Raw genomic sequence first — 21445 nt, forward strand, 5'->3', positions numbered from 1 at the left:
CTACATTTTTAAGTCATAACTCTTTGATGATATCCTCAAGTTAGATTAAATACCAATCTTAATATTGACGATTTGGTAATTCTTGTGCTGCTGTTTCTGCTGGGTAAACACCTTCTTCAACATATTGAATCTTCTCAACAGTTTCACCAGCCATTAACTTCTTAGCAAGTTCAGCAACTCTTGGTCCGTGAAGTGGATTACATTCAACAGATACATTCATATCACCAGCAATCATAGAATCGAAAGCAGCTTTTACTGCATCAAACGATACAATTACAACATCTTTACCAGGAGTTTTTCCTGCTGCTTTCAATGCATCGATTGCACCAAATGCCATGTTATCGTTTTGAGCGATTACAACGTCAATGTTGTCATATTTCTTTAAGAATGCTTCCATAACTTCTTGACCTTTAGCTTGTGTAAATTCACCTGTTTGCTCTTCAAGAACATTGTAGTTTGTGAATCCAGCGATTGTTTCATCAAAACCTTTTGTACGTCCGATTTCTGCTGAAGAACCAATTGTTCCTTGTAATACTACAACGTTATGTTCTGCATCGCCTGTACCTTGTTTATTCATATATTCTACTAACCAGTTTGCTGCATCTACACCTTCTTGTTTAAAGTCAGAACCAACCCAACAAGAATATAAGGAGTCATCAGAAACATCGATCATTCTGTCTACGATAATTACTGGGATACCAGCGTCTTTTGCTTCTCCAAGAACAGTTTCCCAACCAGTTTCTGTTACAGGAGCAATTACGATAACATCAACTTCTTGAGAGATGAAATCTCTAACTGCTTTTGTTTGGTTTTCTTGTTTTTGTTGTGCATCTGCGAAGATTAATTTGAATCCATTTTCTTCTGATAATGCGGCTTTCATAGATTCTGTATTTGCTACACGCCAATCACTTTCTGCACCAACTTGTGAGAAACCAATTGTAATTAAGTCCTTACTTGAATCAGAAGATGAATCTGCTGTAGTAGCTTTTGAATCATCTTTGTTGTCTTTCTTTTCGCCACAACCCACTGCCATTGTTGCCACTAGTAATACACACATTAGTAATGCTAATACTCTTTTTTTCATACTAAAATCTCCTCCTGTTATTTCATATTTTTTTATAACAAGCTTCCCCAACAATCTATCTGCTTGCTATGGTGTTATTATAAAAAAAATAATGCAGAATAGAAATGCATTATTTTTTGTTTCTTTTTAATATTTTACGAATTTAAAATACTACCTCCAAAATTTTTTCTTTTTCACAAAAAGGTATATTTTTTTTGTCAAAAGGTTAATTTTTTTTCGATTCTACTGGAATGCATACTGTCATCGTTGTTCCCTCACCATACATGGAGGTAAATGAAATTCCATGCTCAGCTCCATAACTCAACTGAATTCGCTCATTTACATTTGACAATCCAAAGCCTGACTGCGAATCTTCATAGTCTGATGGTTTCTGGGTAAGCAATGCTCGAACTCTATTCTGCTCCTCTTCCGTCATTCCAATTCCATTGTCCGCAACATGAAAATACAGCTTTTCCTCTTTTTCTTCTCCCCAAACTCGAATTGTTCCTATCCCTCGCTTATTCTTAATGCCATGATACAATGCATTTTCAACGATTGGTTGCAGAATTAACTTCAAGACAATACATTCATTTAGCTCGTTTGGAATCTCAACGGAATAGTTTAATATATCCTTATATCTTGTATGCTGGATTTGAAGATAACTCATAACATGAAGCTTCTCTTCGCCTAACGTGATATAATCTTTTCCTTTACTCAAACTTGTTCGAAAGAAATTCGATAGAGAGCTTACCATACTCACAACCTCTTCATGTTGCTTATCCTCTGCTAACCATATAATCGTATCAAATGTATTGTACAAAAAATGCGGGTTAATCTGTGCCTGCAACAGTTTAAGTTCCATCTCTCTAAGATTCATCTGCTCCTGCTTTACATCCTCAACTAAATCCCCTATCTTCTCTGTCATACTATTAAAACTCTGTGTTAACGTAGTAATTTCGTCATCGGAAGTCAATTCTGCTCTTGCAGTAAAATCTCCTGTTTCAACTTTCTTAATTGCACCACATAGTTTCTTAATTGGTTCTGTTATCGTTCTTGATATTACCTCTGTACAAAATATAATTATCAGCAGCATAATTCCGAGAATCGTTAAACCAAACTTAATTGTCGTGTAGATTTCATGAACATAGTTTGAGCGTAGCTCCTTCATCTGAAGTGTCTCATAATACACATATTCCTGTGCACTCTCTATAACTAATGTTGTCGTTCCATAGATATCATTATCCAAGATTCTATTATTCACATCATACTTCGGCCCTTCTTTTCCAAGGTTCTCTTCTATAATTTGAATACTATTTTGCAAGCTATCCAAGAAACCAAGTAACTTCTTAACCGTTCGTTTATTTTCACTAAGGATTGTTCCATCTTTCATCTTTATCACCATATCTCGCGCTTTCTCAATCTGCACATATGGCTCTTCCTCTTCGAAACTACTTGAGCCGATTACAATACGATATACGCTATAATCCAGTTCCTGTTTAAAATTCTGCCCTAGATTATTTGCAATCGATACGTTTTGATAGATCGCATCATAGTAATTGGCGTATGAACTCATTCGGTATAGCAGATAAGTACTGAATATAGTCAATGGAACTAGCATAACGAACATCATCATACGAATCCTAGACTTTAGTGTTGCTCTCATATGTACCATTCTCCCTGTATTCTTTTGGTGAACAATTCTGTGTTTTTTTAAACAAATAGCTAAAATAATGTGGATCTTTATATCCAATCGCATACCCTATCTCAGAACTTTTCATACTTGTGCATTTTAACATTTCCTTTGCGTGTTTCATACGTACCTTTGTCAGATACTCGATAAAGGTTTCGCCCATGTCCTGACTAAATATATTGCTGAAATGGCTTGGACTAACATTCACATGGGAGGCAATTAAGTTCAAAGACATCTCCTCATTTGCAAAGTTTTCATGAATGAAATCTGTTGCATCTTTAATTAACGAACGATACTTCCCTTTCGCCGATTCATTTCTTGCTTGAATTGTCAAATGAAATATTTGACTCATATAGGTAATCGTCTCATCAACCGACTGAAATGCACTTGAAGATTCCTTTAATCCATCCCCAAACTCTTTCAATATATCGATACTTATCCCCAATTGCTCCAATAGTAATCTACAACAAAAATACATATCCATTGCTATATATTGCCGAAACAGCAATGAGGTAATCGAACTCTTACCAAGACTTACAAAATACTCTTCAATAAAATGCTCCACTTCCCCTTCTTCTCCACAGGTTAAGAAGTTCATAACAATTGCTTTATCCATCTTATTCACATCAAGAGCACTAATATCCACTCTCGAATCTTGCATAATCTGATAGTTTACTAGCTTCTCACTATCCACAACTTGGTTTTTACTTAGAATATAACGATAGGCAAATGCTTTACATGCTTCTTCATACGCTTTCGGTAGTTCGCTTAATCGCTCCACTTCTTTCCCTGTCGCTACAAAATACTTTAACTTCGCAGATGATGCCCTACCCGTAACAGTATCTACTATTTGCTGTACATACATTTCCACCGTACTATGCAGACTTTTTCCTTCTTCTTGCATCACAACAAGTATCGTTTCTTCATTCTCTCTTTCAAATAGGGCAATGGCTTCCTCTTTCTGAAATGCTTCATTTAATCGATTTTTCATCCGATTTGCCACTTCCGAATAATTATGACTCTCTTCTTCCCCTTCATAGAGCTTGTAAAGAATAATATTATATCTACTTGAAGTAAGCTTGATTTCTAGATTTGCTGATAATTCAAGAATCTCAGATAAAGATAACTTGCCTGCTACCAAGTCATTAAAAAACTTCTGTCTCTTTATAACTTGAATTTCCTGCATATCTTCTTGCATCATTTGCATTTGTTTATCCTTTTTCTTCTGACTCTCAATAATCTCCTTTACTCGATTAACTGCCTCTAACAATTCATTCCCCGTTACTGGTTTTGTAATATAATCCGTCACGCCTATTGTGATTGCCTGTTTTGCGTACTCGAACTCGTCATATCCACTAAGCACAATAATCTGAACCCATGGCATCTCCTTCTTTATTAATTTACTTAACTCCAAGCCATTCATAAACGGCATCTTGATATCCGTAATTACTATATCTGGTTTTAACTTCTGAATCATCGGATAAGCCAGTTCCCCATCACTCGCTTCCCCTACGAATTCATATCCTTCTCTACTCCAGTCTATATTCTTCTTAATCCCCTCACGCACAATGACCTCATCTTCAACTAAAAAGACCTTCATTTGATTCCCTCCAAAGATTATATAGCGTTTCCGTTTTTTTCTTTCTACTATACTATATAGTAAGCATAATGCTTGAAAAATGCAATATTTTTCATTTTTGACTTGTTGGTTTTGTTTACAAGTTATGTCATACCGAGAAAAAGTAATTGCCAGTATGAAGACTAGCAGTCCATTTGGGTGCTTTTTTTAAGCAATAAAATTGTAAAATAGCTGTAAGTTACTGCTTTATTATAAGAAGAAAAACATTTCACATATTGATTTTTTCTAAATTCATGTTAAAATTTATGCTGGTGTATGCAAATAAATATACCAAAAATAATTATTTTTATAATATACAACTTAGAAAGAGGTTCTACATGAAAGACGAATCATACATAGAATATAACGCACCACTGAAATCTACAGCCACACTTCCACTTCAACCATGGAATGACTTTTTTGCCCGTATATTACAATTTGCCAAAAGCCAAGCAGTTCTTACGATTGCTGTTTTTGCAATGTTAATTACTTGCATTTTTGTTCCCATTGACAAAGCTTATCTAGGATATTTTAATCTTAGTACATTAGCGACTCTTTACTGTACACTTGCCGTTGTAAGTGCATTTTCTCATATTCATGTATTTGAAATTATCAGCAAGAATATTGTACTAAAATTACATAACTTACGAAATGCGACGTTAGGGCTTGTATTTATTACGTTCTTTGGTTCTATGTTATTAGCAAACGATATGGCTTTATTAACATTTCTACCGTTGGGATTTTATGTACTGAACAGTACAAGAAATAAACAAGCGATGGCGTTCACCTTCATTATGCAAAATATTGCTGCTAACCTTGGTGGAATGGTAACTCCTTTTGGTAATCCACAGAATCTATATCTCTATTCCTATTACCATATCGGTAACGCAGAATTTGTTTCGATTATGTTGCCATCTTTCTTAGCTGCAACTGTCCTTATCGTTATTGTTTGTTGTTTTGTAAAGCCGCTTCCTCTTACACTAAAGAAGGATGATGATTATACATTTAATAAGCAACGTACATTAATATACTCTATCTTATTTATCTGTAGTATATTAATTGTTTTTAGAGTTGTCCCTTACTTACTTGGAACAATTGCTATTACGGCGGCTTTATTTTTCTTAGATAAGAAGGCAATCAAAGAAGTAAACTATCCGTTACTCCTAACATTTTGTGCTTTCTTTGTGTTTAGTGGTAACCTTGCGAGAATACCTGCTGTTCACTCATTATTTAACACAATACTACCTATTAACCCATTACTATTTGGAATTCTATCTTGCCAATTCATTAGTAATGTTCCTAGTTCTGTATTGTTATCGCATTTCACAACGGATTATCAAAGTCTTTTACCTGCTGTAAATATTGGTGGTTTAGGTACTTTGATTGCATCTTTAGCAAGTTTGATTACATTTAGTGAATATAAGAAGCATAATTCAGGAAAAGAGAAATCGTATATTATAAAATTTTCTGCTATTAACTTTGGATTTCTTATTGTTTTATATGGGGTGCAGGTATTGTTTCGATAACTATTTATGCGCTGCAAGGTTATAGGTTACTAGCTTAGAGCAACAACGAATTCAGCCCTTTCGCTGAAGGCGAACAAGAAAAGGGCTGAATGCATTCTCTTTTGATTGCTACCAAACTATTTACTAAATTTATAAGTACTTGAATATTTGTAATTAAAATAAACATCTTCATTCTTCTTTAGTTCATAATAGCTGAGTGTAAAATTAGTTCCACCAGTATTTTTAATTGTCACGCCATCTTCGTCGTATAAGGTTTTTGGTAAAAATTTTGAAGAAAGGTTAATATTAAAATATTCTGAGATGACTGCGCTGTGTACACCTGCAGAAATAACTGAATACGAAGTGTATCTATATCCCCAGAAATTACCACTTAATGTTACAGTCCCGTCAGCATTTAAATTTAACCAAAGTTCAAGGCTTCCGTCTTTCTCATTATTATACCAGCTACTCCAAGAACCATAGCTCTTGCTTATCTGTCGCACCTCAATATATCCGTATGTACATTTATATGTACCCACATATTTTACAAAATAATCATAAAGATCTAATGCCTTTAATCGGTTCGCTACACTTACACCATTGAATGAAAAACCACTTGGAAGTGCTTTATATATCTTTCTTGCTGCTTTATAGTCCTTGTCCTTGTATTTCTCTTCAGCAGTCATAAACTTAACATTATTTATCCAGTCTGCTGTATCACTGTATCCCTTTGAGGCTTTAAAATATTTGAGTGCCGATTCATAGTTCTTCTTATCAAATTCTATCTTCCCTACTTCATAAGAGCATTCAATTATCATTTTCGATGCTTTTTTGTAATTACCTGCCTGTTTCAGATATTTGAGTGCTGATTCATAATTTTTCTTATCAAGTTCTATTTTCCCTAATTCGTAAGAACATTCAATTATCAATTCTGATGCATTTTCATATTTACTTACGTTTTTTAGATATTTAAGTGCTGATTTATAGTTTTTCTTATCAAGTTCTATTTTTCCTAATTCGTAAAGACATTTAGTTATATATTCTGATGCATTTTCGTAAGTGCGTACCTGTTTCAGATATTCGAGCGCTGATTCATAGTTCGCAGAGTTAAAATCCTCCACACCTTGATAGTAATTCGCTTCTGTTATTCTTTCGGTTACACCATCAATGGATTTTGCTTTTTTAAAATTATTTAGTGCATCTATATACTCTTTCTTTCCCATCGATTGCATACCAAGAGCATAAAATCTACATTCATTTGTTTCAGAATTTGGTAATACATCAAATGCTAAAACTGCCGAACCCCAATCCTGTGCCTCAAAGGCTTTATCCGCTACTTCTTGAAGTTTTTGTTTTGCGTCCGAATAATCCTCAGCCTTAATCAACTTGTCGACTGCTTCTGAATAGTTATTGTTACTTAACGCGGTAATGCCATTCGTATAATTTAAAGCTTTCGTTGATAGAATAATCATCTCCTCGGAATCTTGATACCCTTTTGCTAAATCAAAGAATTCGATTGCTTGACCATATTTACCATCATCAAACATTTTATTTCCTTGACTATAATAATATCGTGGCGGAATAAGTATTAAGCATAATGCCAAAATTACAATCACAGATACTGTAACTGAACCCCCAATTATATATTTCTTTTTACTATTCATATTACACACCCACCTTTGTCATTTTTTATAATTGCACTTACCTCTTGATGAAAATAGCAACTGGCTTTGCGTGAGACACATACCTCATCCACAAATTTGTTTCTATACCCTCATTTTACCATGTCACCACATAAACTTAAAGATAAATTTTAACACCTATCGACAAAAAACTAGGGTAACGTTTGCATTATTTTTGAAAAATACATTATGAATTTAGCGAAGGAATTAAGAAATAAGAGCAAAAAATTAGAGCAGAGTATAACCACCAACTCTGCTCTAATTTGCTATAGATACAATTTCATCAACAAACGTTGAAACTCCGACAAACTCTTTGCATATTCTTTAATATTTTTCCCCAGTGCTTTCGTAGCATCTTCTACTGTTACTGTTTCCTTTATCATCTCACTACCATTGTTATATTCCCATGATACCCTATCCAAATTATCAATCAAAGCTAAGATAACATACGCATACTGCGTCATACGTTCATTAAAAATCGTATCATTTTCTATTGTATCCGTAAATTCCATTGTCCAACCATAAGGTTGCTCGCTTGTCTCAAGAGAGTTAAGATAGTTTCCGAACTTTCCAATTTGCAATGCCCCTGCTGTTCGTCCATTGGCAGACATATCACCTATATAGGCATGTTTTGTATTATAAATCTCATTCGCTTCTTTTGTAATTAATATGCCATCTTCCCACAGTATCTTATCAGCAAATACAACTTGATTTACTCCACTCGGTATCTGATAACCCACATAATAGTTATTATCTTTCTCCCCTGGCATTGCATGACGTTCTATCAGTTTAATGGTTGCTATATTATCTTTTACTGTTACGACATGTTTTTTAAAGGTGCTTGTATGACTAGCCAATTCACCTTGAATGACCAACACATCGTCTCCCTCCATCGTACTTGACATTATAACATTGTAATCAGCCACACTGTCCGTTGTATTTCCTACAGCGTAAATACGGATTCCTATTAACAATATAAATACAAATGCTATCCCTACGATCCCTAGCAACAGCTTTTTATTTGTTTGCTTTTTCACCGTTTTTAGATAATCCATTTCCTTTACCTCGAATGAACTTTCAATTGGCGTTTTCATTTCATTATATAATTTCTTACATTCCTCACAAGAAGATAGATGCAACTCCATCTCTTCATTTGTCACATCACTTGTTAATCCTTCTACATAAGTCGGTAACAAATCACGAACAATTTCACATCTAAGCCTATTATCCATTGCCTCCAACCTCCTCTAACAACTTTTCTTTCCCCCGATAGTACGTCACTCTCGCCCAGTTCTCAGAACGTCCCATAATCTCCCCAATCTCACGAAAGGACAAATCCGCAGATAGTCTTAGATACATCACCTCGCGCTGAGGCTCTTTCAAGCTATGCAATGCTTTCATAATCTCAAGCTTATTCATATTACTAAGCACAATATCTTCCGAAGAAGGCACTGGATTATCTAGTAATTCCGAATCGACCAGTGCTTCTATATGATGCTTCTTGCAATAATTACGCCACTGATTTTTAGCAATCGCACACAACCAAGTTGAAATCTTACAACTTTGATCATATTTGGATTGGCAACGAACAGCTTGATAAAAAGTTTCCTGCATTAACTCTTCCGCTAAGCTCTCATTGCGTGTCATAGAAAAAAGATATTTATAAATCATCTTAGAATACTCAATATAAACCTGCTCCATAGAATCCCTCTTATCACTCAAACATCGTCTCCCCCCTCGCTCTTTACTCTACTTCTAATATAATACAGATGTAAAAGAATTACTAATGAATTTACCACATAAATAACTCTTTACAAACATTAATAGCCAAATCTTATGTTTCGTTACAAATCAAAAAAATTTCAGCCAAAATAATTTTACTTATTTTCACCTGTTTTCTAATTCCTAAATTTTAAAATAATCCAAAAACCAAAGCCGATACATCATTTCATCAAAAAGTATAAGCCTATTCTCTTACCGATTCGATGTTTCTATGTATCGACTCTCTTTTTTATTTCTTACTAATTGCTCGCCCTATAATAAACACTCCAATAATACTCTCTCCACAAGACAATCCTAACAGTAAACCAGACACAAAGCTACGGAAACCCGCTCCACCAAATTGTTGCGATAACGTCATCATAGCTATTCCTAGCAAAATAAGCGTCACTCCCAATAGCAATTGCTTTTGTTGTTCTAAGTTTTGTATTCGCTCCAACATATCTATCATCTGCGCTTCATCAAAGACACGAATACTATTGTTTTCTTTCACTTCACCATCCATCAATTCCGCAATGGTGATTTCTAATTCTTTGCATAGCGATTCGACAACACTATAATCTGGCATACATTTTCCATTCTCCCATTTTGAAATGGTTTTGTTTGATACCCCAAGTTTTTCGGCAAGTTGTTCCTGCGTTAAATTTTTTTCTTTTCTCTTTATAGCAATAAATTTACCAATCATTATTTGGTTCATCTTAATCCCTCCCTATATTTTCTGTATTAAGATTACTGCTTTTGATTGCAAAACCACACCTCTTATAAGGAGAATATGAGTGGAATTACGTTTTTTTGTATTAAAAAAATAGAGCACTCACCTTTTCGTGAATACCCTACCGTCCATCTTATTTAATGAAGAAAGTTAATTCTCCTTCTGCAACTAAGTCATCCCCAACATAAGCTTTTCCTTCTCCAACGCCAACAGGGCCTTTCATCTTAGTTATCTTTGTAATTAATTTAAGAATACAACCTGGTTCTACTTGTTTACGGAATCTTGCTTTTGAGATACCCCCAAAGAAAATCAACTTATCCTTATATTTTTCACAACTTAGAATTGCAACTGATCCAGTCTGTGCAAGTGCTTCTACAATTAAAACACCTGGCATAACAGGTTTCTCTGGATAATGTCCTTGGAAAAATGGCTCATTATATGTCACCGCTTTATAAGCTGTTGCAGTATCCCCTGGATTTAAATCTTCAACACGATCCAATAGTAACATTGGAAATCTATGCGGGATAATGTTTTTAATTTCATTAATTCCTAACGTCATTTCGAAATCCTCCTCTTTTTTCTGTATAAAAATATAGATTTATATTAACAGCATGTTTTAAAATTGCTTGTGCAAGTCTATGTACTCCCCCTAGAAGGGTAAATACAGAAAAACACAATGAATTTTAAAACACGCTCTAGGACGATAAAGTCAATTAAAATTAAATTGACTTTATCGTCCTAGTATATTCATATTATAGTTTTTACTACCCACTATCTAGGTTCACGCATCAAAAGGTTAAGAATAACCTTGATAATAAATACTAGATAACATTTATTAATCACTTTACCCATACTTGTATATCATACCTATACATTAATACTAGTACATCAATAAAGTATATCTGCAAAACTTCATAGCCTTGACCTGCTTCTTCGCTGCCATACTAGAACTAAGAAACGATAGCGAAACACCTGTAGAACTTCTTAGTGTGTATTCAACTCCCTAGGAAGGCTCGGCATGGACGCCGAGCCAGCCCGAACTGAGGCAGGATGCCGAATTGAGGGCGTTTCCGTACCCTTTCAACGAATTTTCCCCATACACACTTAGAAGTTCTAAGGTGTGCAGCGTGTTTCGTGTTCTAGTATGGTAGCGAAGAAGCTCTACAAACCTACAAAGTTTTGCATCACCACATTGAAGCTATCTATTCACTGTATTTCTTAACCAACAAACTTGCGTTATGACCACCAAATCCTAATGAATTAGAAAGTGCATAATTAACTTCCATGTCTCTGCCTTTACCAGTAACATAATCAAGGTCGCATTCTGCATCTGCAACTTTATATCCAACTGTTTCGTGTACGTAAGAATCTTCAATTGATTTTACACAAGCGATAAATTCTACTCCACCAGCAGCACCAAGTAAATGACCAATCATTGATTTTGTTGAGTTAATCGCAAGCTTGCTTGCATGATCACCAAAAGCTAACTTAATTGCTCTTGTTTCAAATAAATCGTTGTATGGAGTACTTGTTCCATGTGCATTGATATAATTTACATCTTCTTTTTCGATTTCTGCTTCTTTGATAGCTGATACCATTGCTTTGGCTGCACCACTACCATCTTCCATTGGAGAAGTGATATGGAATGCATCACAAGATGAACCGTATCCTACAAGTTCTGCATAAATCTTAGCACCTCTTGCTTTTGCATGTTCTAATTCTTCTAACATTACAACACCAGCACCTTCACCCATTACGAAACCATTTCTTTCTCCATCAAATGGAATAGAAGCACGGTTCTTATCTGTTGATTCACTTAACGCTGTTAAATTCATAAATCCAGCTAAGCCAAGTGGTGTAATAGACGCTTCACAACCACCAGCTAACATAGCGTCTGCTTCTCCATATTGAATTGTACGGAAAGCATCACCGATTGAATGTGTTCCAGTTGCACAAGCTGTTACAACACTTGTACATTTACCTTTTAAACCGAAACGAATTGCAACATTACCCGCTGCCATGTTTCCGATTACCATAGGAATCATAAGTGGAGAAACTCTGTTTGGTCCTTTTTCTAATAGTTTCTTGTTCTCTGCCTCAATTGTTCCAAGACCACCAATTCCTGAACTAACAATAACTCCAATACGATCTGCATTCTCTTCTGTTACTTCAAGACCGCAATCCTTCATTGCTTCTACTGATGCTGCAACAGCATATTGACAGAATGGATCCATTCTTCTTGCTTCTTTACGATCCATATAAGCAGTTGGGTCAAAGTTCTTTAGCTCCGCAGCTAATTTTACTTTATAATCCTCTGTACTGAATTTTGTAATCTCATCAATACCAACTGTACCAGCTTTTACATTTGTCCAAAACTCTTCTACTGAATTACCAATAGGAGTAACTGCACCCATACCTGTAATAACAACTCTCTTTTTCATTGCCTCTACCTACTCATACCGCCTAGCGATATGGTCACACTTATGAAACTACCTAAGCCTGCGTGACATCCTTTCTTTTTTGTTATTTGTAGCAATTTTGTACTATGACTTTCAAGTTACATTTCTTTTATCTAATTATCAATTTCAGCTGTAATCCATAAATTTCATAATTACCTATCATTTAATTAATTACATTGCAATTCCACCATCTACTTGGAATACTTGACCTGTTATATAATCACCTTGACTTGATGCTAAGAACGATACCATCTTTGCGATATCTTGTGGCTGACCCATCTTCTTTAATGGAATTGTCTCTTCCACTTTCTCTTTTACTGCATCAGAAAGTGCATCGGTCATATCTGTTTGGATAAATCCTGGTGCAACTGCATTCACATTAATATTTCTTGAAGCAAGTTCTTTTGCAACAGACTTCGTCATACCAATCATTCCTGCTTTTGCAGCACTGTAATTTGTTTGTCCTGCATTTCCCATGATACCAGAAACAGATGAGATATTAATAATTTTACCACTGCGTTGTTTTAACATATAGCGAGAAGCATGTTTAATTGTGTTGAATGCTCCCTTTAAGTTCGTTGTGATAACATCGTCGAATTCTTGTTCTGACATTTTAAGTAATAGGTTATCTCTTGTGATACCTGCATTATTAACAATAATATCAATTGTTTTATGTTCTTTTACGATTGTATCAATCATTTCCTTTACTTCTTCATAATTTCCTACATTACATCTATATAACGAAGCACTTTTTCCCATATCAATAATTGTATCAAGTACTTCACTTGCTGCTTGTTCATTACCACTGTAGTTAATAACTACATAAGCACCTTGGCTTGCTAATTCTTCAGCTATTGCCTTGCCAATACCACGACTTGCTCCAGTTACTAGTGCAACTTTACCTTCTAGCATACAATACCCTCCAGCTTCTCTAAATCTTCTATCTTCTCTATATTAATAACCGTAACGGCTTTATCAATCTTCTTTAAGAATCCACTCAATGTCTTGCCTGGTCCAATCTCAACAAATGTTGTTACACCATTCGCAATCATAAGTTCCATTGTTTGTTGCCAACGAACTGGTGAATATACTTGTTTCTCAAGTAATTCTTTTGTTTGTGCAATATCTGTAACGATTTCTGCTTTTGCATTACATACATATGGAATCGACATAGGATTTACGGTAACATTTTGAAGTTCGTTACCTAATTTTGCTCCTGCTCCTTCTAATAATGCAGAATGGAATGGGCCACTTACTTTAAGTTCTAATGCTCTTTTTGCACCAGCTTCTTTTAATTTATCACAAGCGATTACTACCGCTTCCTTCTTTCCTGATATAACAATTTGTCCTGGACAATTATAGTTTGCAGGTTGTACACACATGTTTGTTTCAGTCTCTACTTCTTTACAGATACGTTCAATTACATCTGCATCAAGTCCTAAGATTGCTGCCATACCACCTTCGCCGTTTGGAACTTCATTTGACATGTAAATTCCTCTTTTACGAACTAATGTAACTGCATCTTCAAAAGAAAGTACATCATTTGCTACTAATGCTGCATATTCTCCTAGAGATAAACCAGCTGTAATATCAGCTTTAATCCCTTTCTTCTTAACAGCTTCCAAAATACTTACACATGCTGTAACCATTGCTGCTTGCGTATATTCAGTTTGATTAAGTTCCTCATTTTCTTCAAAACACATTTTAATCACGTCAAAATCTAATACTTTGTTAGCACGCTCGAAAACTTCCTTACTCTCCTCAACTTGTTCATAGAAATCCTTTGCCATTCCCACATATTGTGCTCCTTGGCCTGGAAATAGAAACGCTGTCTTATACATACAAACACCTATAGTCCTTTCGTTTATTCAAAAATTGCCCCAAATTGGCTTATAAAAATGCCCTAGCTAATCAAATAAATCTATGTTCCATTCCATAGTTGGAATATCTTTCGTAGATTTATGTTGATTATAGGGCAATTTCATCATATATAGAAATACAATCTTATGCTAATTTAGCTTCGATGTATTTAGCTGCTTCCGCAACTGTTCTAATTTGTGGTAAATCTTCACTTGGAATTTCAATATCAAATTTTTCTTCCATAGCCATTGCAAGTTCAAATAAATCTAATGAATCTGCTCCTAAATCTTCAATGAAGTTTGTTTCATCTTTTAATTCGTCAACATTTACGTTTAATTGTTCTGCTACTAATTCCTTTAATTCGTTTAAATCCATCTCAAATTCCTCCTAAATTACCATTCAATTAATGTGGTCCCCCAAGTAAGACCACCGCCAAATCCGGATAATATAATTTTATCTCCTCTATTTAGCATGTTTTTCTTGTTCATCTTATCAAGTAAAATTGGTATACTCGCTGCGGATGTATTACCATACTTGTCAAGATTCATTGGGAACTTCTCAATTGGTTCTTTTAATTTTTTTGCTACTGATTCCAGTATTCGTTGATTCGCTTGATGTAATACATAGTATCTAATATCTTCTTGTGTACATCCAGCCTTTTCTATAACCTGTTGTATCGTTAATGGAATTGTTTTGACAACAAATTTAAAAACTTCTTGCCCTTCCATTTTAACATAGTCAAGTGTGTCTTCGCCTGAAGGCGTATTTTCCTTTGAAACTAGCGGATTACGTATGTATCGACTTGCACACGTCAATGCATCTTTTCTAGTACCATCTGAACCTAATACAGATTCAAATATACCTGTTTCAGAAGCTTGTACTATCATCGCACCAGCACCATCTCCAAAAAGCACACAAGTTGATCGGTCATTCCAATCAAGCATCTTAGATAACACTTCTGATCCAATCACAAGTGCTGTCTTATAGATTCCTGCTTTTATAAATGAATATGCTGTGTTAAGTGCATATACAAACCCAGAACACGCGGCACTTAGGTCAAAACAAACTGCATTCATTGCACCAACTTCTGCTTGAACTTCACATGCAGTATTCGGTAAACAATTATCTGGCGACATAGTTGCAACTATTATGATATCAATATCCATTGGATCAATATCTGCTCTTGCAATCGCTTTTGCTGCTGCTTTTGCTGCCATACATGCTGTTCCTTCACCAATAGTAACCCTACGTTGTCTAATACCAGTTCGACTACTAATCCACTCATCACTTGTATCAACGATTTGAGACAAGAACTCATTATCTACCACTTGTTCCGGAAGATAACTTCCTGTACTGACAAATCTCATTTCCATGCCATGTACCATGCCTTTCCGCCATCGCTTAATAGATATCCCATGATACGATACATACTCATTATACAGTATCCTTCTATTAAGTCAAAACTTTTTTTTGCAAATTACTTTGATATTCAAAGTATATTTGTTATATGGCTATTTGTCAAGATTTATTTTCACTAAGTTTTAATATGTTATTGCATATCCATACGCGCTTAGCCGCAGCTCGATTTCGCTACGCGAGCTGGCATGGCATCTGAGCTGAATTATAACTATTTTTCCCTTCTACATTAGTGGTGCAAACAGTCGAAGCACTGCACGAATCAGTCTCATTGGTAATCTTCTGTGGCAATCTTCAATTGTTATCTGCTTGCAAACCTCAAACACTTCCAAAGCATCTTCCTTCACTTGTTGCACTACCTTTGATTCATATAAAAACACACCACACTCAAAATGTAGATACAAACTGCGATAATCCATATTGATTGTTCCCACTGTGGCTACCTTGTCATCACAAACAAAACATTTGGAATGAATAAATCCTGGTGTATACTCAAAAATCTTCACTCCATTGCTCACTAATTGTTCATAATACGATTGTGTTAACCAAAAAGCATATTTCTTATCCGGAATGCCTGGTGTTACAATCCTTACATCTACACCCTTCTTCGCTGCTAAACAAAGCGCTGTCATCATCTCATTATCAATAATCAGATACGGCGTATACATATAGATATAGTTTGTTGCTGCGTTAATCATATTGATATAGACATTCTCTCCCACGGTTTCCTGATCCAGTGGTGTATCTCCATAAGGCTGAATATAACCATCGGATTCAAACTCCTCTTCAAAATGAATATGCGGATAGAATATAGCAATATCCTTATCTGTTGGACACATCGCATTCCACATCTGCAGGAACATAACCGTAAAGTTCCAAACTGCTTCCCCTTTCAGCATTAGTCCTGCATCTTTCCAGTATCCAAATCGCTCAATATGATTAATATATTCATCTGCAAGATTAATACCACCAGTAAATGCCGTATGCCCATCAATTACAAGAATCTTTCTATGATCACGATGATTCATAGCAACAGAAAAGATTGGTATATATGGGTTAAATGCGAAACATTTGATTCCCATCTTCTGCATCTTCTGAAAATATGGATACGGAAGTGTTGTTAAACACCCAAAATCATCATACATAAGACGGACATCAAGACCCTCTTTTACTTTCTGTTCAAGAATCTCAAGTATGCTATCCCACATTTTTCCCTCTTCAATAATAAAATATTCAAGAAAGATATAATGTTTTGCTTTCTTTAACTCTTTAAGAATAACAGGAAAATTATCTTCCCCCGACTTATAATACTCAGCAACCGTGTTCTTATGAATCGGAAAGTTCGTCACTTTGTAAATGTAGTTCGATTGCAGCATTACTTGCTTGTCCATGCCTTTTATTTGCTCTATTATTTCATCATTTTGTACCAGATATTGGTTTGTTGCTTGATACTGCTGATCTAACTTCTCACTCATCTTTCTTGATGGCTTCTTATTCCCCATAGATGCGTAGAGTAACCCTCCTAGCAATGGAAATGTTAAAATCGGCACTACCCACGCAAGCTTATATGCGGGATTATCCTGCTTATTAATAATATATAGCACCGTCACTACACTCAACAGGTTAAACAGTATCGAGATAATTGTACTATATTCTCCTAGCCTGACAATAAATAGCACAAACCACCCTACTTGAAGTGCTAGAATTATCCCAACGATAACAAGTCTACTGAACATTAATTTTAATAATTTAACGCCTACTTCTTTTATCTTTTTCATACTCACACCTTATTCGCAATATATTATTTTTGCTAATATTTTATCGTTTATTCGTGAAATTGTCCAGTGTTACGCCAAAGAAAGACTTGCCCTACACCCCTTTGTTGCTGCAAACTTTTTGTTTGATCAATACTCTCTTCTATCCAAAACCATCTACAAAAACTCTTTTTTCACTTCTTCTGGCAAATATTTGGCCAACTCCTCTACTAACTCAAATACCTTCGTCCCTGGTGCAATCATTGCACTTGATTTATTTTCATTTTCTTTAATAATTCTCTTCGCATAACGAATTGCTAACTTTGCTCTGCCATATTCCAAAAGAATGTTAAATATATCAGGCAAGTTCTTCTGATATTTGCCCACTCCTATTTCTTTAAACTTCTCATTCAAAAATTTTATATATTCCGTTCTATGATTATTTGAAACGTAATTAACAAAATGCAGTATAAACCAAATTTCAATGCATTCATTACTCCATGCTGCATGATATTGTATATCTTTATTTTGCTTATTCAAACTATTAGCTATCTCTATTACTCCATTAAAATCACTTTTAGGAAAACTGTCTTTATCGTATACGCACCATATTTGCCCTCTTTCGAGATTATTCTTTCTTACGTACTCTTCAGCTTTGCCAATCACACGTTTTGTTTCAACAGCACATGGCTCAATTTCAATCAAAACCATATCTTTATAGATTGGATTGTCTTCAATTAATCTTTTAAACCCCTCAAAATACTTTGGTTCTGTTTGTTCACCTTCACAAAATATATAGTATTGAAATTCTTTCTTCTCCAAATAATCTTGTCGACGTTTTTTCTTCCAATCAGACTTGTTTGAACTTGCTCCTCCCTTGGATTTTTTAGGCATTCACATCACTCCAATCTATTATTTTTCTAAGATATGGATCAGCTCCGTATTTACCTTCAAGATACTGCTTGTCAAACTTTGCATCCTTTCTAACGGATTCCCCTTTTCCATTTTTGAATTCAACTAATGAATACAATTTTGAATTCTGTTGATTCCCCTTAGCTACAAACCATATTTCATCTCTTCGGAAAATTTCATTGTTCATCGTAGAAAGGTCATGTGATGTAAATATCAACTGTGCTGCATTTTTATTTGATATTGGATTTGTATATAGTTCTATAATATATCTCAATAATACGGGATGCATTTTTGCATCAAGTTCATCAATCACTAATGTACTTCCTAGCACCAAGCTTTTTGCTATAAAAGGCAACAACCCAAAGATTTTCTGCGTCCCACTGGACTCTTCATCTAACGAAAGCTCTGCAACATATCCATCAATACTATGTTTCATATATATTCTAAGGTCATCTTCCTTCTCTTCAACCCTGAAATCATCTATATCAAGATTCATTTCCTTTATCATCTTTAGAATTAGTTCTTTCAAATCATCTGATTTTGCAATTGCAGTTCTCATTTCTTGTAACGGATTACCGTAATTCAAAAAATCTATCCCATACTCAAACCATGAGAATACGTCCGAAACCACTTCGTTTTTCTTATAAGTAATACCCAAGTATGATATAAATGGTAAATTTTCAGAGATATCATCACTTATCTTAAATCTTGAAAAAATACCTTTAAGTGAAATATCACTCCCCTCTCGCTCAAATAATCCAGAGCGCCTTCCTGTATCTAATTTTATTCTGTCAAGACTTTCATATACTACGACATCTTCTTTCACATATAAAACATATCTATATTCTGCTAGTTTTGTTTGAAAAAAGATTTCAAACTCTGTAGGCTCTCCTTTTGTTTTTTCAGAAAATAAAAACGGCTTTACAGGAATCTTTTTAGCTTTATATCCGCATTCTTTATTATCGCAAGTTGCACAAACTGGTCGAAGCACTTTTGCTTCTAATGTATGAATTGCTTCTAAAACATTAGATTTTCCGCCACCATTTGGCCCATATATAACAGATACAGGTAGGAATGTCTCTGCTATATCTCTGCTTTTCTCATCAAGTATTTTTATTATTTTATCTTCATGCTCCGAAATTGCTGCAGCCTGCAAATCTAAAGTTATTTCATCTCTAATACTTTTGTAATTTCTTACTGTAAACTGACTTAACATAGTATCATCGCCTCCGTTTCTATATCATAATTATACCTCTTTTTTTGAGTTTGTAAACAAAATATGAGATTTTACCTCATATTTTAATTTGAAATTTTCAAAATTTTTAATTTCAAAATTTAATAAGCGCATATTAACCATAAAGTGAAATTTTAAACGTATACGCAATAAACACTGCTTATACTAAAATCCCCCTTTCGCAAACATAAATCCCGCTATCTAATTCCACACTTTTAAATCTGATTTTTATCATAAATAAAAATGCACATACATGTTTTTCAAATTACAAATCACATACGTGCATTTCTCTGTCTATTTTTTTCTCTTATACTTCTCTACATTAGCACTAATAACGGCTACCACTGGCACCGTTAAGACAATGCCTATACTTCCTGCAATCCCTCGTATAATCTCAATTGCAATACTATCCGTATTCAATAATTGTGCATATGGAATTCCGTAAGAATATATCATAAGCAGCAAGTTAAGAGACGAGCCTGTAAATGCGAGAATCAACGTATTTGCCATCGTTCCCATTGCATCTTTACCAATGTTCATACCAGAAGTGAATAACTGCTTTGTTGTAAGTGCAGCGTTTACTTCATGTAACTCATGAATAGAAGATGCAATACTCATCGCTACATCCATTACCGCTCCAAGTGATGCAATTAATATTCCCGCCGTTAGTAAATTCGTAATCTTAATACCACCGCCATTACCTGCAATCAGATACAACGCCTCTGCCTCTTCCATTTGGAAACCACCAATATGTCCAAATACACTTACTAGATGCGTCAGCAAACCAGCCAGCATAACACCTGTTATTGTACCAATAATTGCCGAAGTTGTCTTAACATTAATTCCATCAATTAAGATAAAACTTAAAATTGTAGTAAATGCAATGATTCCGATTGTTGTTGGTAATGTTGGAAATCCCATTAATAATAATGGTAGCAAAATCTTCACGACTGCAAGCAATGTTAGAATTAAACTTATTAATGCAAACGCACCTTTCTTTCCACCGATTACACATAGTAACACCATGAACAATCCTATTAATGCATACAAAAGCAAGGAACGGTCATAATTGTATACAGAAAAATTCGCTCCATCTTCATATCCCGTTACACGAACCATAATTCGTGTTCCTTCTTTTGCATACACATTAAATTGTGCACTTAGGTAATTATCCATTGTAACGACTTGTCCTTTGTAAGTGCCACTTGTAATCCTAACTTGTAATACTTGCGAACCTCTACGAACGCCTTCTGTTGCCTCATCTACCTGTGTGTTATCAGATAATACCTCCTCAACAACACCTTTATCGTAACAAATGCTCTTTTCCTCTGCTTGAATATCGCTATTGTCTATACATAATGTTACTGCCCAGATACATAATACTGATATTAAAAATGTTATAATCTTAATCCAAGTTGTTTTTGAAAACTGTAATTTATTATTGTTATTTGTTCTTGATTTATTACTCTCATTCTGTTTTTGTTTCTTCATTCTTTTTTGAGTACTCCTTCCCAACGGTTTAAATTCTCTATCTATATGCAAACCCCATAATTTTAGGTAACTATAGTTTTAAATACGCGTAATCTCGAAGAATTGTATCTTTCAATACCTGTCTACTTAAATAGACCTATTCCTATATAGCGATCCCACAAAAGTCATATTTTCAGTATGATTCAGAGCCACTCCAAAGTCAAGCCACGAATGCCAAAACCGCCAACAACCCGACAAGAATGTCGTGTCGCTGGCGGTTCTATGGCATGT

At 34.8% G+C, this 21445-nt stretch carries 18 protein-coding genes; 1 reads left to right on the plus strand and 17 read right to left on the minus strand.

Going from position 1 to position 21445, the window contains the following annotated elements:
- Window positions 1-58: 58 nt before the first annotated feature.
- The 3 genes from RMR19_RS09500 to RMR19_RS09510 form a co-directional block, all read right to left on the minus strand.
- Window positions 59-1084, minus strand: coding sequence for an ABC transporter substrate-binding protein (locus RMR19_RS09500; protein WP_310603255.1), 1026 nt, complete (start codon window positions 1082-1084; stop codon window positions 59-61).
- A gap of 205 nt (window positions 1085-1289) precedes the next feature.
- Window positions 1290-2726 (minus strand): sensor histidine kinase, encoded by a 1437-nt coding sequence (locus RMR19_RS09505; protein WP_310603256.1) that lies wholly within the window; start codon window positions 2724-2726, stop codon window positions 1290-1292.
- Window positions 2704-4353 carry a response regulator transcription factor gene (locus tag RMR19_RS09510; RefSeq protein ID WP_310603257.1) on the minus strand — a complete coding sequence of 550 codons (1650 nt, stop codon included), beginning with the start codon at window positions 4351-4353 and terminating at the stop codon, window positions 2704-2706. The genes RMR19_RS09505 and RMR19_RS09510 overlap by 23 nt, the downstream gene beginning before the upstream one ends.
- Before the next feature lie 356 nt (window positions 4354-4709).
- On the opposite strand from RMR19_RS09510, the gene RMR19_RS09515 reads away from it, so the two are divergent.
- Window positions 4710-5897, plus strand: coding sequence for an SLC13 family permease (locus RMR19_RS09515; RefSeq protein WP_310603258.1), 1188 nt, complete (start codon window positions 4710-4712; stop codon window positions 5895-5897).
- Window positions 5898-6013: 116 nt separating this feature from the next.
- Here the strand turns inward: RMR19_RS09515 and RMR19_RS09520 are convergent, their stop codons facing one another.
- The 14 genes from RMR19_RS09520 to RMR19_RS09585 all read right to left on the minus strand — a co-directional run bounded on the left by RMR19_RS09520 (window position 6014) and on the right by RMR19_RS09585 (window position 21175).
- On the minus strand, window positions 6014-7540 hold the full coding sequence (locus RMR19_RS09520; RefSeq protein ID WP_310603259.1) for a tetratricopeptide repeat protein: 1527 nt from the start codon (window positions 7538-7540) through the stop codon (window positions 6014-6016).
- Between the two features lie 284 nt (window positions 7541-7824).
- Complete coding sequence (locus RMR19_RS09525) at window positions 7825-8790, minus strand: DUF4825 domain-containing protein (protein WP_310603260.1); 966 nt, start codon at window positions 8788-8790, stop codon at window positions 7825-7827.
- A complete protein-coding gene (locus RMR19_RS09530) occupies window positions 8783-9280 on the minus strand; it encodes an RNA polymerase sigma factor (protein WP_310603261.1) in 498 nt (165 codons plus the stop codon). Before RMR19_RS09530 ends, RMR19_RS09525 begins: the two co-directional genes overlap by 8 nt.
- Window positions 9281-9569: 289 nt before the next feature.
- Window positions 9570-10034: a helix-turn-helix domain-containing protein gene (locus RMR19_RS09535; protein ID WP_310603262.1), complete on the minus strand. Its 465-nt coding sequence runs from the start codon at window positions 10032-10034 to the stop codon at window positions 9570-9572.
- A gap of 148 nt (window positions 10035-10182) precedes the next feature.
- Window positions 10183-10608, minus strand: coding sequence for a 3-hydroxyacyl-ACP dehydratase FabZ (fabZ, locus tag RMR19_RS09540; protein WP_310603263.1), 426 nt, complete (start codon window positions 10606-10608; stop codon window positions 10183-10185).
- Between the two features lie 643 nt (window positions 10609-11251).
- The gene (gene fabF, locus RMR19_RS09545) at window positions 11252-12490 is read right to left on the minus strand and encodes a beta-ketoacyl-ACP synthase II (RefSeq protein WP_310603264.1); all 1239 of its coding nucleotides are present in this window, start codon (window positions 12488-12490) and stop codon (window positions 11252-11254) included.
- Between the two features lie 189 nt (window positions 12491-12679).
- Window positions 12680-13420, minus strand: coding sequence for a 3-oxoacyl-[acyl-carrier-protein] reductase (gene fabG / locus RMR19_RS09550; protein WP_310603265.1), 741 nt, complete (start codon window positions 13418-13420; stop codon window positions 12680-12682).
- Window positions 13414-14349, minus strand: coding sequence for an ACP S-malonyltransferase (gene fabD / locus RMR19_RS09555; RefSeq protein WP_310603266.1), 936 nt, complete (start codon window positions 14347-14349; stop codon window positions 13414-13416). Before fabD ends, fabG begins: the two co-directional genes overlap by 7 nt.
- A 163-nt stretch (window positions 14350-14512) precedes the next feature.
- Window positions 14513-14743, minus strand: a complete 231-nt coding sequence (gene acpP / locus RMR19_RS09560; protein ID WP_310603267.1) for an acyl carrier protein — start codon at window positions 14741-14743, stop codon at window positions 14513-14515.
- Between the two features lie 17 nt (window positions 14744-14760).
- Window positions 14761-15741 carry a beta-ketoacyl-ACP synthase III gene (locus RMR19_RS09565; protein WP_310603268.1) on the minus strand — a complete coding sequence of 327 codons (981 nt, stop codon included), beginning with the start codon at window positions 15739-15741 and terminating at the stop codon, window positions 14761-14763.
- 267 nt (window positions 15742-16008) lie between these two features.
- On the minus strand, window positions 16009-17562 hold the full coding sequence (gene cls / locus RMR19_RS09570; protein ID WP_310603269.1) for a cardiolipin synthase: 1554 nt from the start codon (window positions 17560-17562) through the stop codon (window positions 16009-16011).
- A gap of 153 nt (window positions 17563-17715) precedes the next feature.
- Window positions 17716-18432, minus strand: coding sequence for an RloB family protein (locus tag RMR19_RS09575; protein ID WP_310603270.1), 717 nt, complete (start codon window positions 18430-18432; stop codon window positions 17716-17718).
- Window positions 18425-19666, minus strand: coding sequence for an AAA family ATPase (locus RMR19_RS09580; RefSeq protein ID WP_310603271.1), 1242 nt, complete (start codon window positions 19664-19666; stop codon window positions 18425-18427). The genes RMR19_RS09575 and RMR19_RS09580 overlap by 8 nt, the downstream gene beginning before the upstream one ends.
- 312 nt (window positions 19667-19978) lie before the next feature.
- Entirely contained in the window at window positions 19979-21175 is a 1197-nt protein-coding gene (locus RMR19_RS09585) for a YibE/F family protein (protein ID WP_310603272.1), read from the minus strand.
- Between the last annotated feature and the right edge of the window lie 270 nt (window positions 21176-21445).

Origin of the sequence: Anaerosporobacter sp. (genome assembly GCF_031551385.1) — a bacterium.
Classification (GTDB): domain Bacteria; phylum Bacillota; class Clostridia; order Lachnospirales; family Lachnospiraceae; genus Anaerosporobacter.

Excerpts from the sequence above, each read along its gene's own strand:
- RMR19_RS09500 (WP_310603255.1), bottom strand. The coding sequence starts at position 1,084 with ATGAAAAAAAGAGTATTAGCATTACTAATGTGTGTATTACTAGTGGCA.
- RMR19_RS09505 (WP_310603256.1), bottom strand. The coding sequence starts at position 2,726 with ATGAGAGCAACACTAAAGTCTAGGATTCGTATGATGATGTTCGTTATG.
- RMR19_RS09510 (WP_310603257.1), bottom strand. The coding sequence starts at position 4,353 with ATGAAGGTCTTTTTAGTTGAAGATGAGGTCATTGTGCGTGAGGGGATT.
- RMR19_RS09515 (WP_310603258.1), top strand. The coding sequence starts at position 4,710 with ATGAAAGACGAATCATACATAGAATATAACGCACCACTGAAATCTACA.
- RMR19_RS09520 (WP_310603259.1), bottom strand. The coding sequence starts at position 7,540 with ATGAATAGTAAAAAGAAATATATAATTGGGGGTTCAGTTACAGTATCT.
- RMR19_RS09525 (WP_310603260.1), bottom strand. The coding sequence starts at position 8,790 with ATGGATAATAGGCTTAGATGTGAAATTGTTCGTGATTTGTTACCGACT.
- RMR19_RS09535 (WP_310603262.1), bottom strand. The coding sequence starts at position 10,034 with ATGAACCAAATAATGATTGGTAAATTTATTGCTATAAAGAGAAAAGAA.
- fabZ (WP_310603263.1), bottom strand. The coding sequence starts at position 10,608 with ATGACGTTAGGAATTAATGAAATTAAAAACATTATCCCGCATAGATTT.
- fabF (WP_310603264.1), bottom strand. The coding sequence starts at position 12,490 with ATGAAAAAGAGAGTTGTTATTACAGGTATGGGTGCAGTTACTCCTATT.
- fabG (WP_310603265.1), bottom strand. The coding sequence starts at position 13,420 with ATGCTAGAAGGTAAAGTTGCACTAGTAACTGGAGCAAGTCGTGGTATT.
- fabD (WP_310603266.1), bottom strand. The coding sequence starts at position 14,349 with ATGTATAAGACAGCGTTTCTATTTCCAGGCCAAGGAGCACAATATGTG.
- acpP (WP_310603267.1), bottom strand. The coding sequence starts at position 14,743 with ATGGATTTAAACGAATTAAAGGAATTAGTAGCAGAACAATTAAACGTA.
- RMR19_RS09565 (WP_310603268.1), bottom strand. The coding sequence starts at position 15,741 with ATGGAAATGAGATTTGTCAGTACAGGAAGTTATCTTCCGGAACAAGTG.
- cls (WP_310603269.1), bottom strand. The coding sequence starts at position 17,562 with ATGAAAAAGATAAAAGAAGTAGGCGTTAAATTATTAAAATTAATGTTC.
- RMR19_RS09575 (WP_310603270.1), bottom strand. The coding sequence starts at position 18,432 with ATGCCTAAAAAATCCAAGGGAGGAGCAAGTTCAAACAAGTCTGATTGG.
- RMR19_RS09580 (WP_310603271.1), bottom strand. The coding sequence starts at position 19,666 with ATGTTAAGTCAGTTTACAGTAAGAAATTACAAAAGTATTAGAGATGAA.
- RMR19_RS09585 (WP_310603272.1), bottom strand. The coding sequence starts at position 21,175 with ATGAAGAAACAAAAACAGAATGAGAGTAATAAATCAAGAACAAATAAC.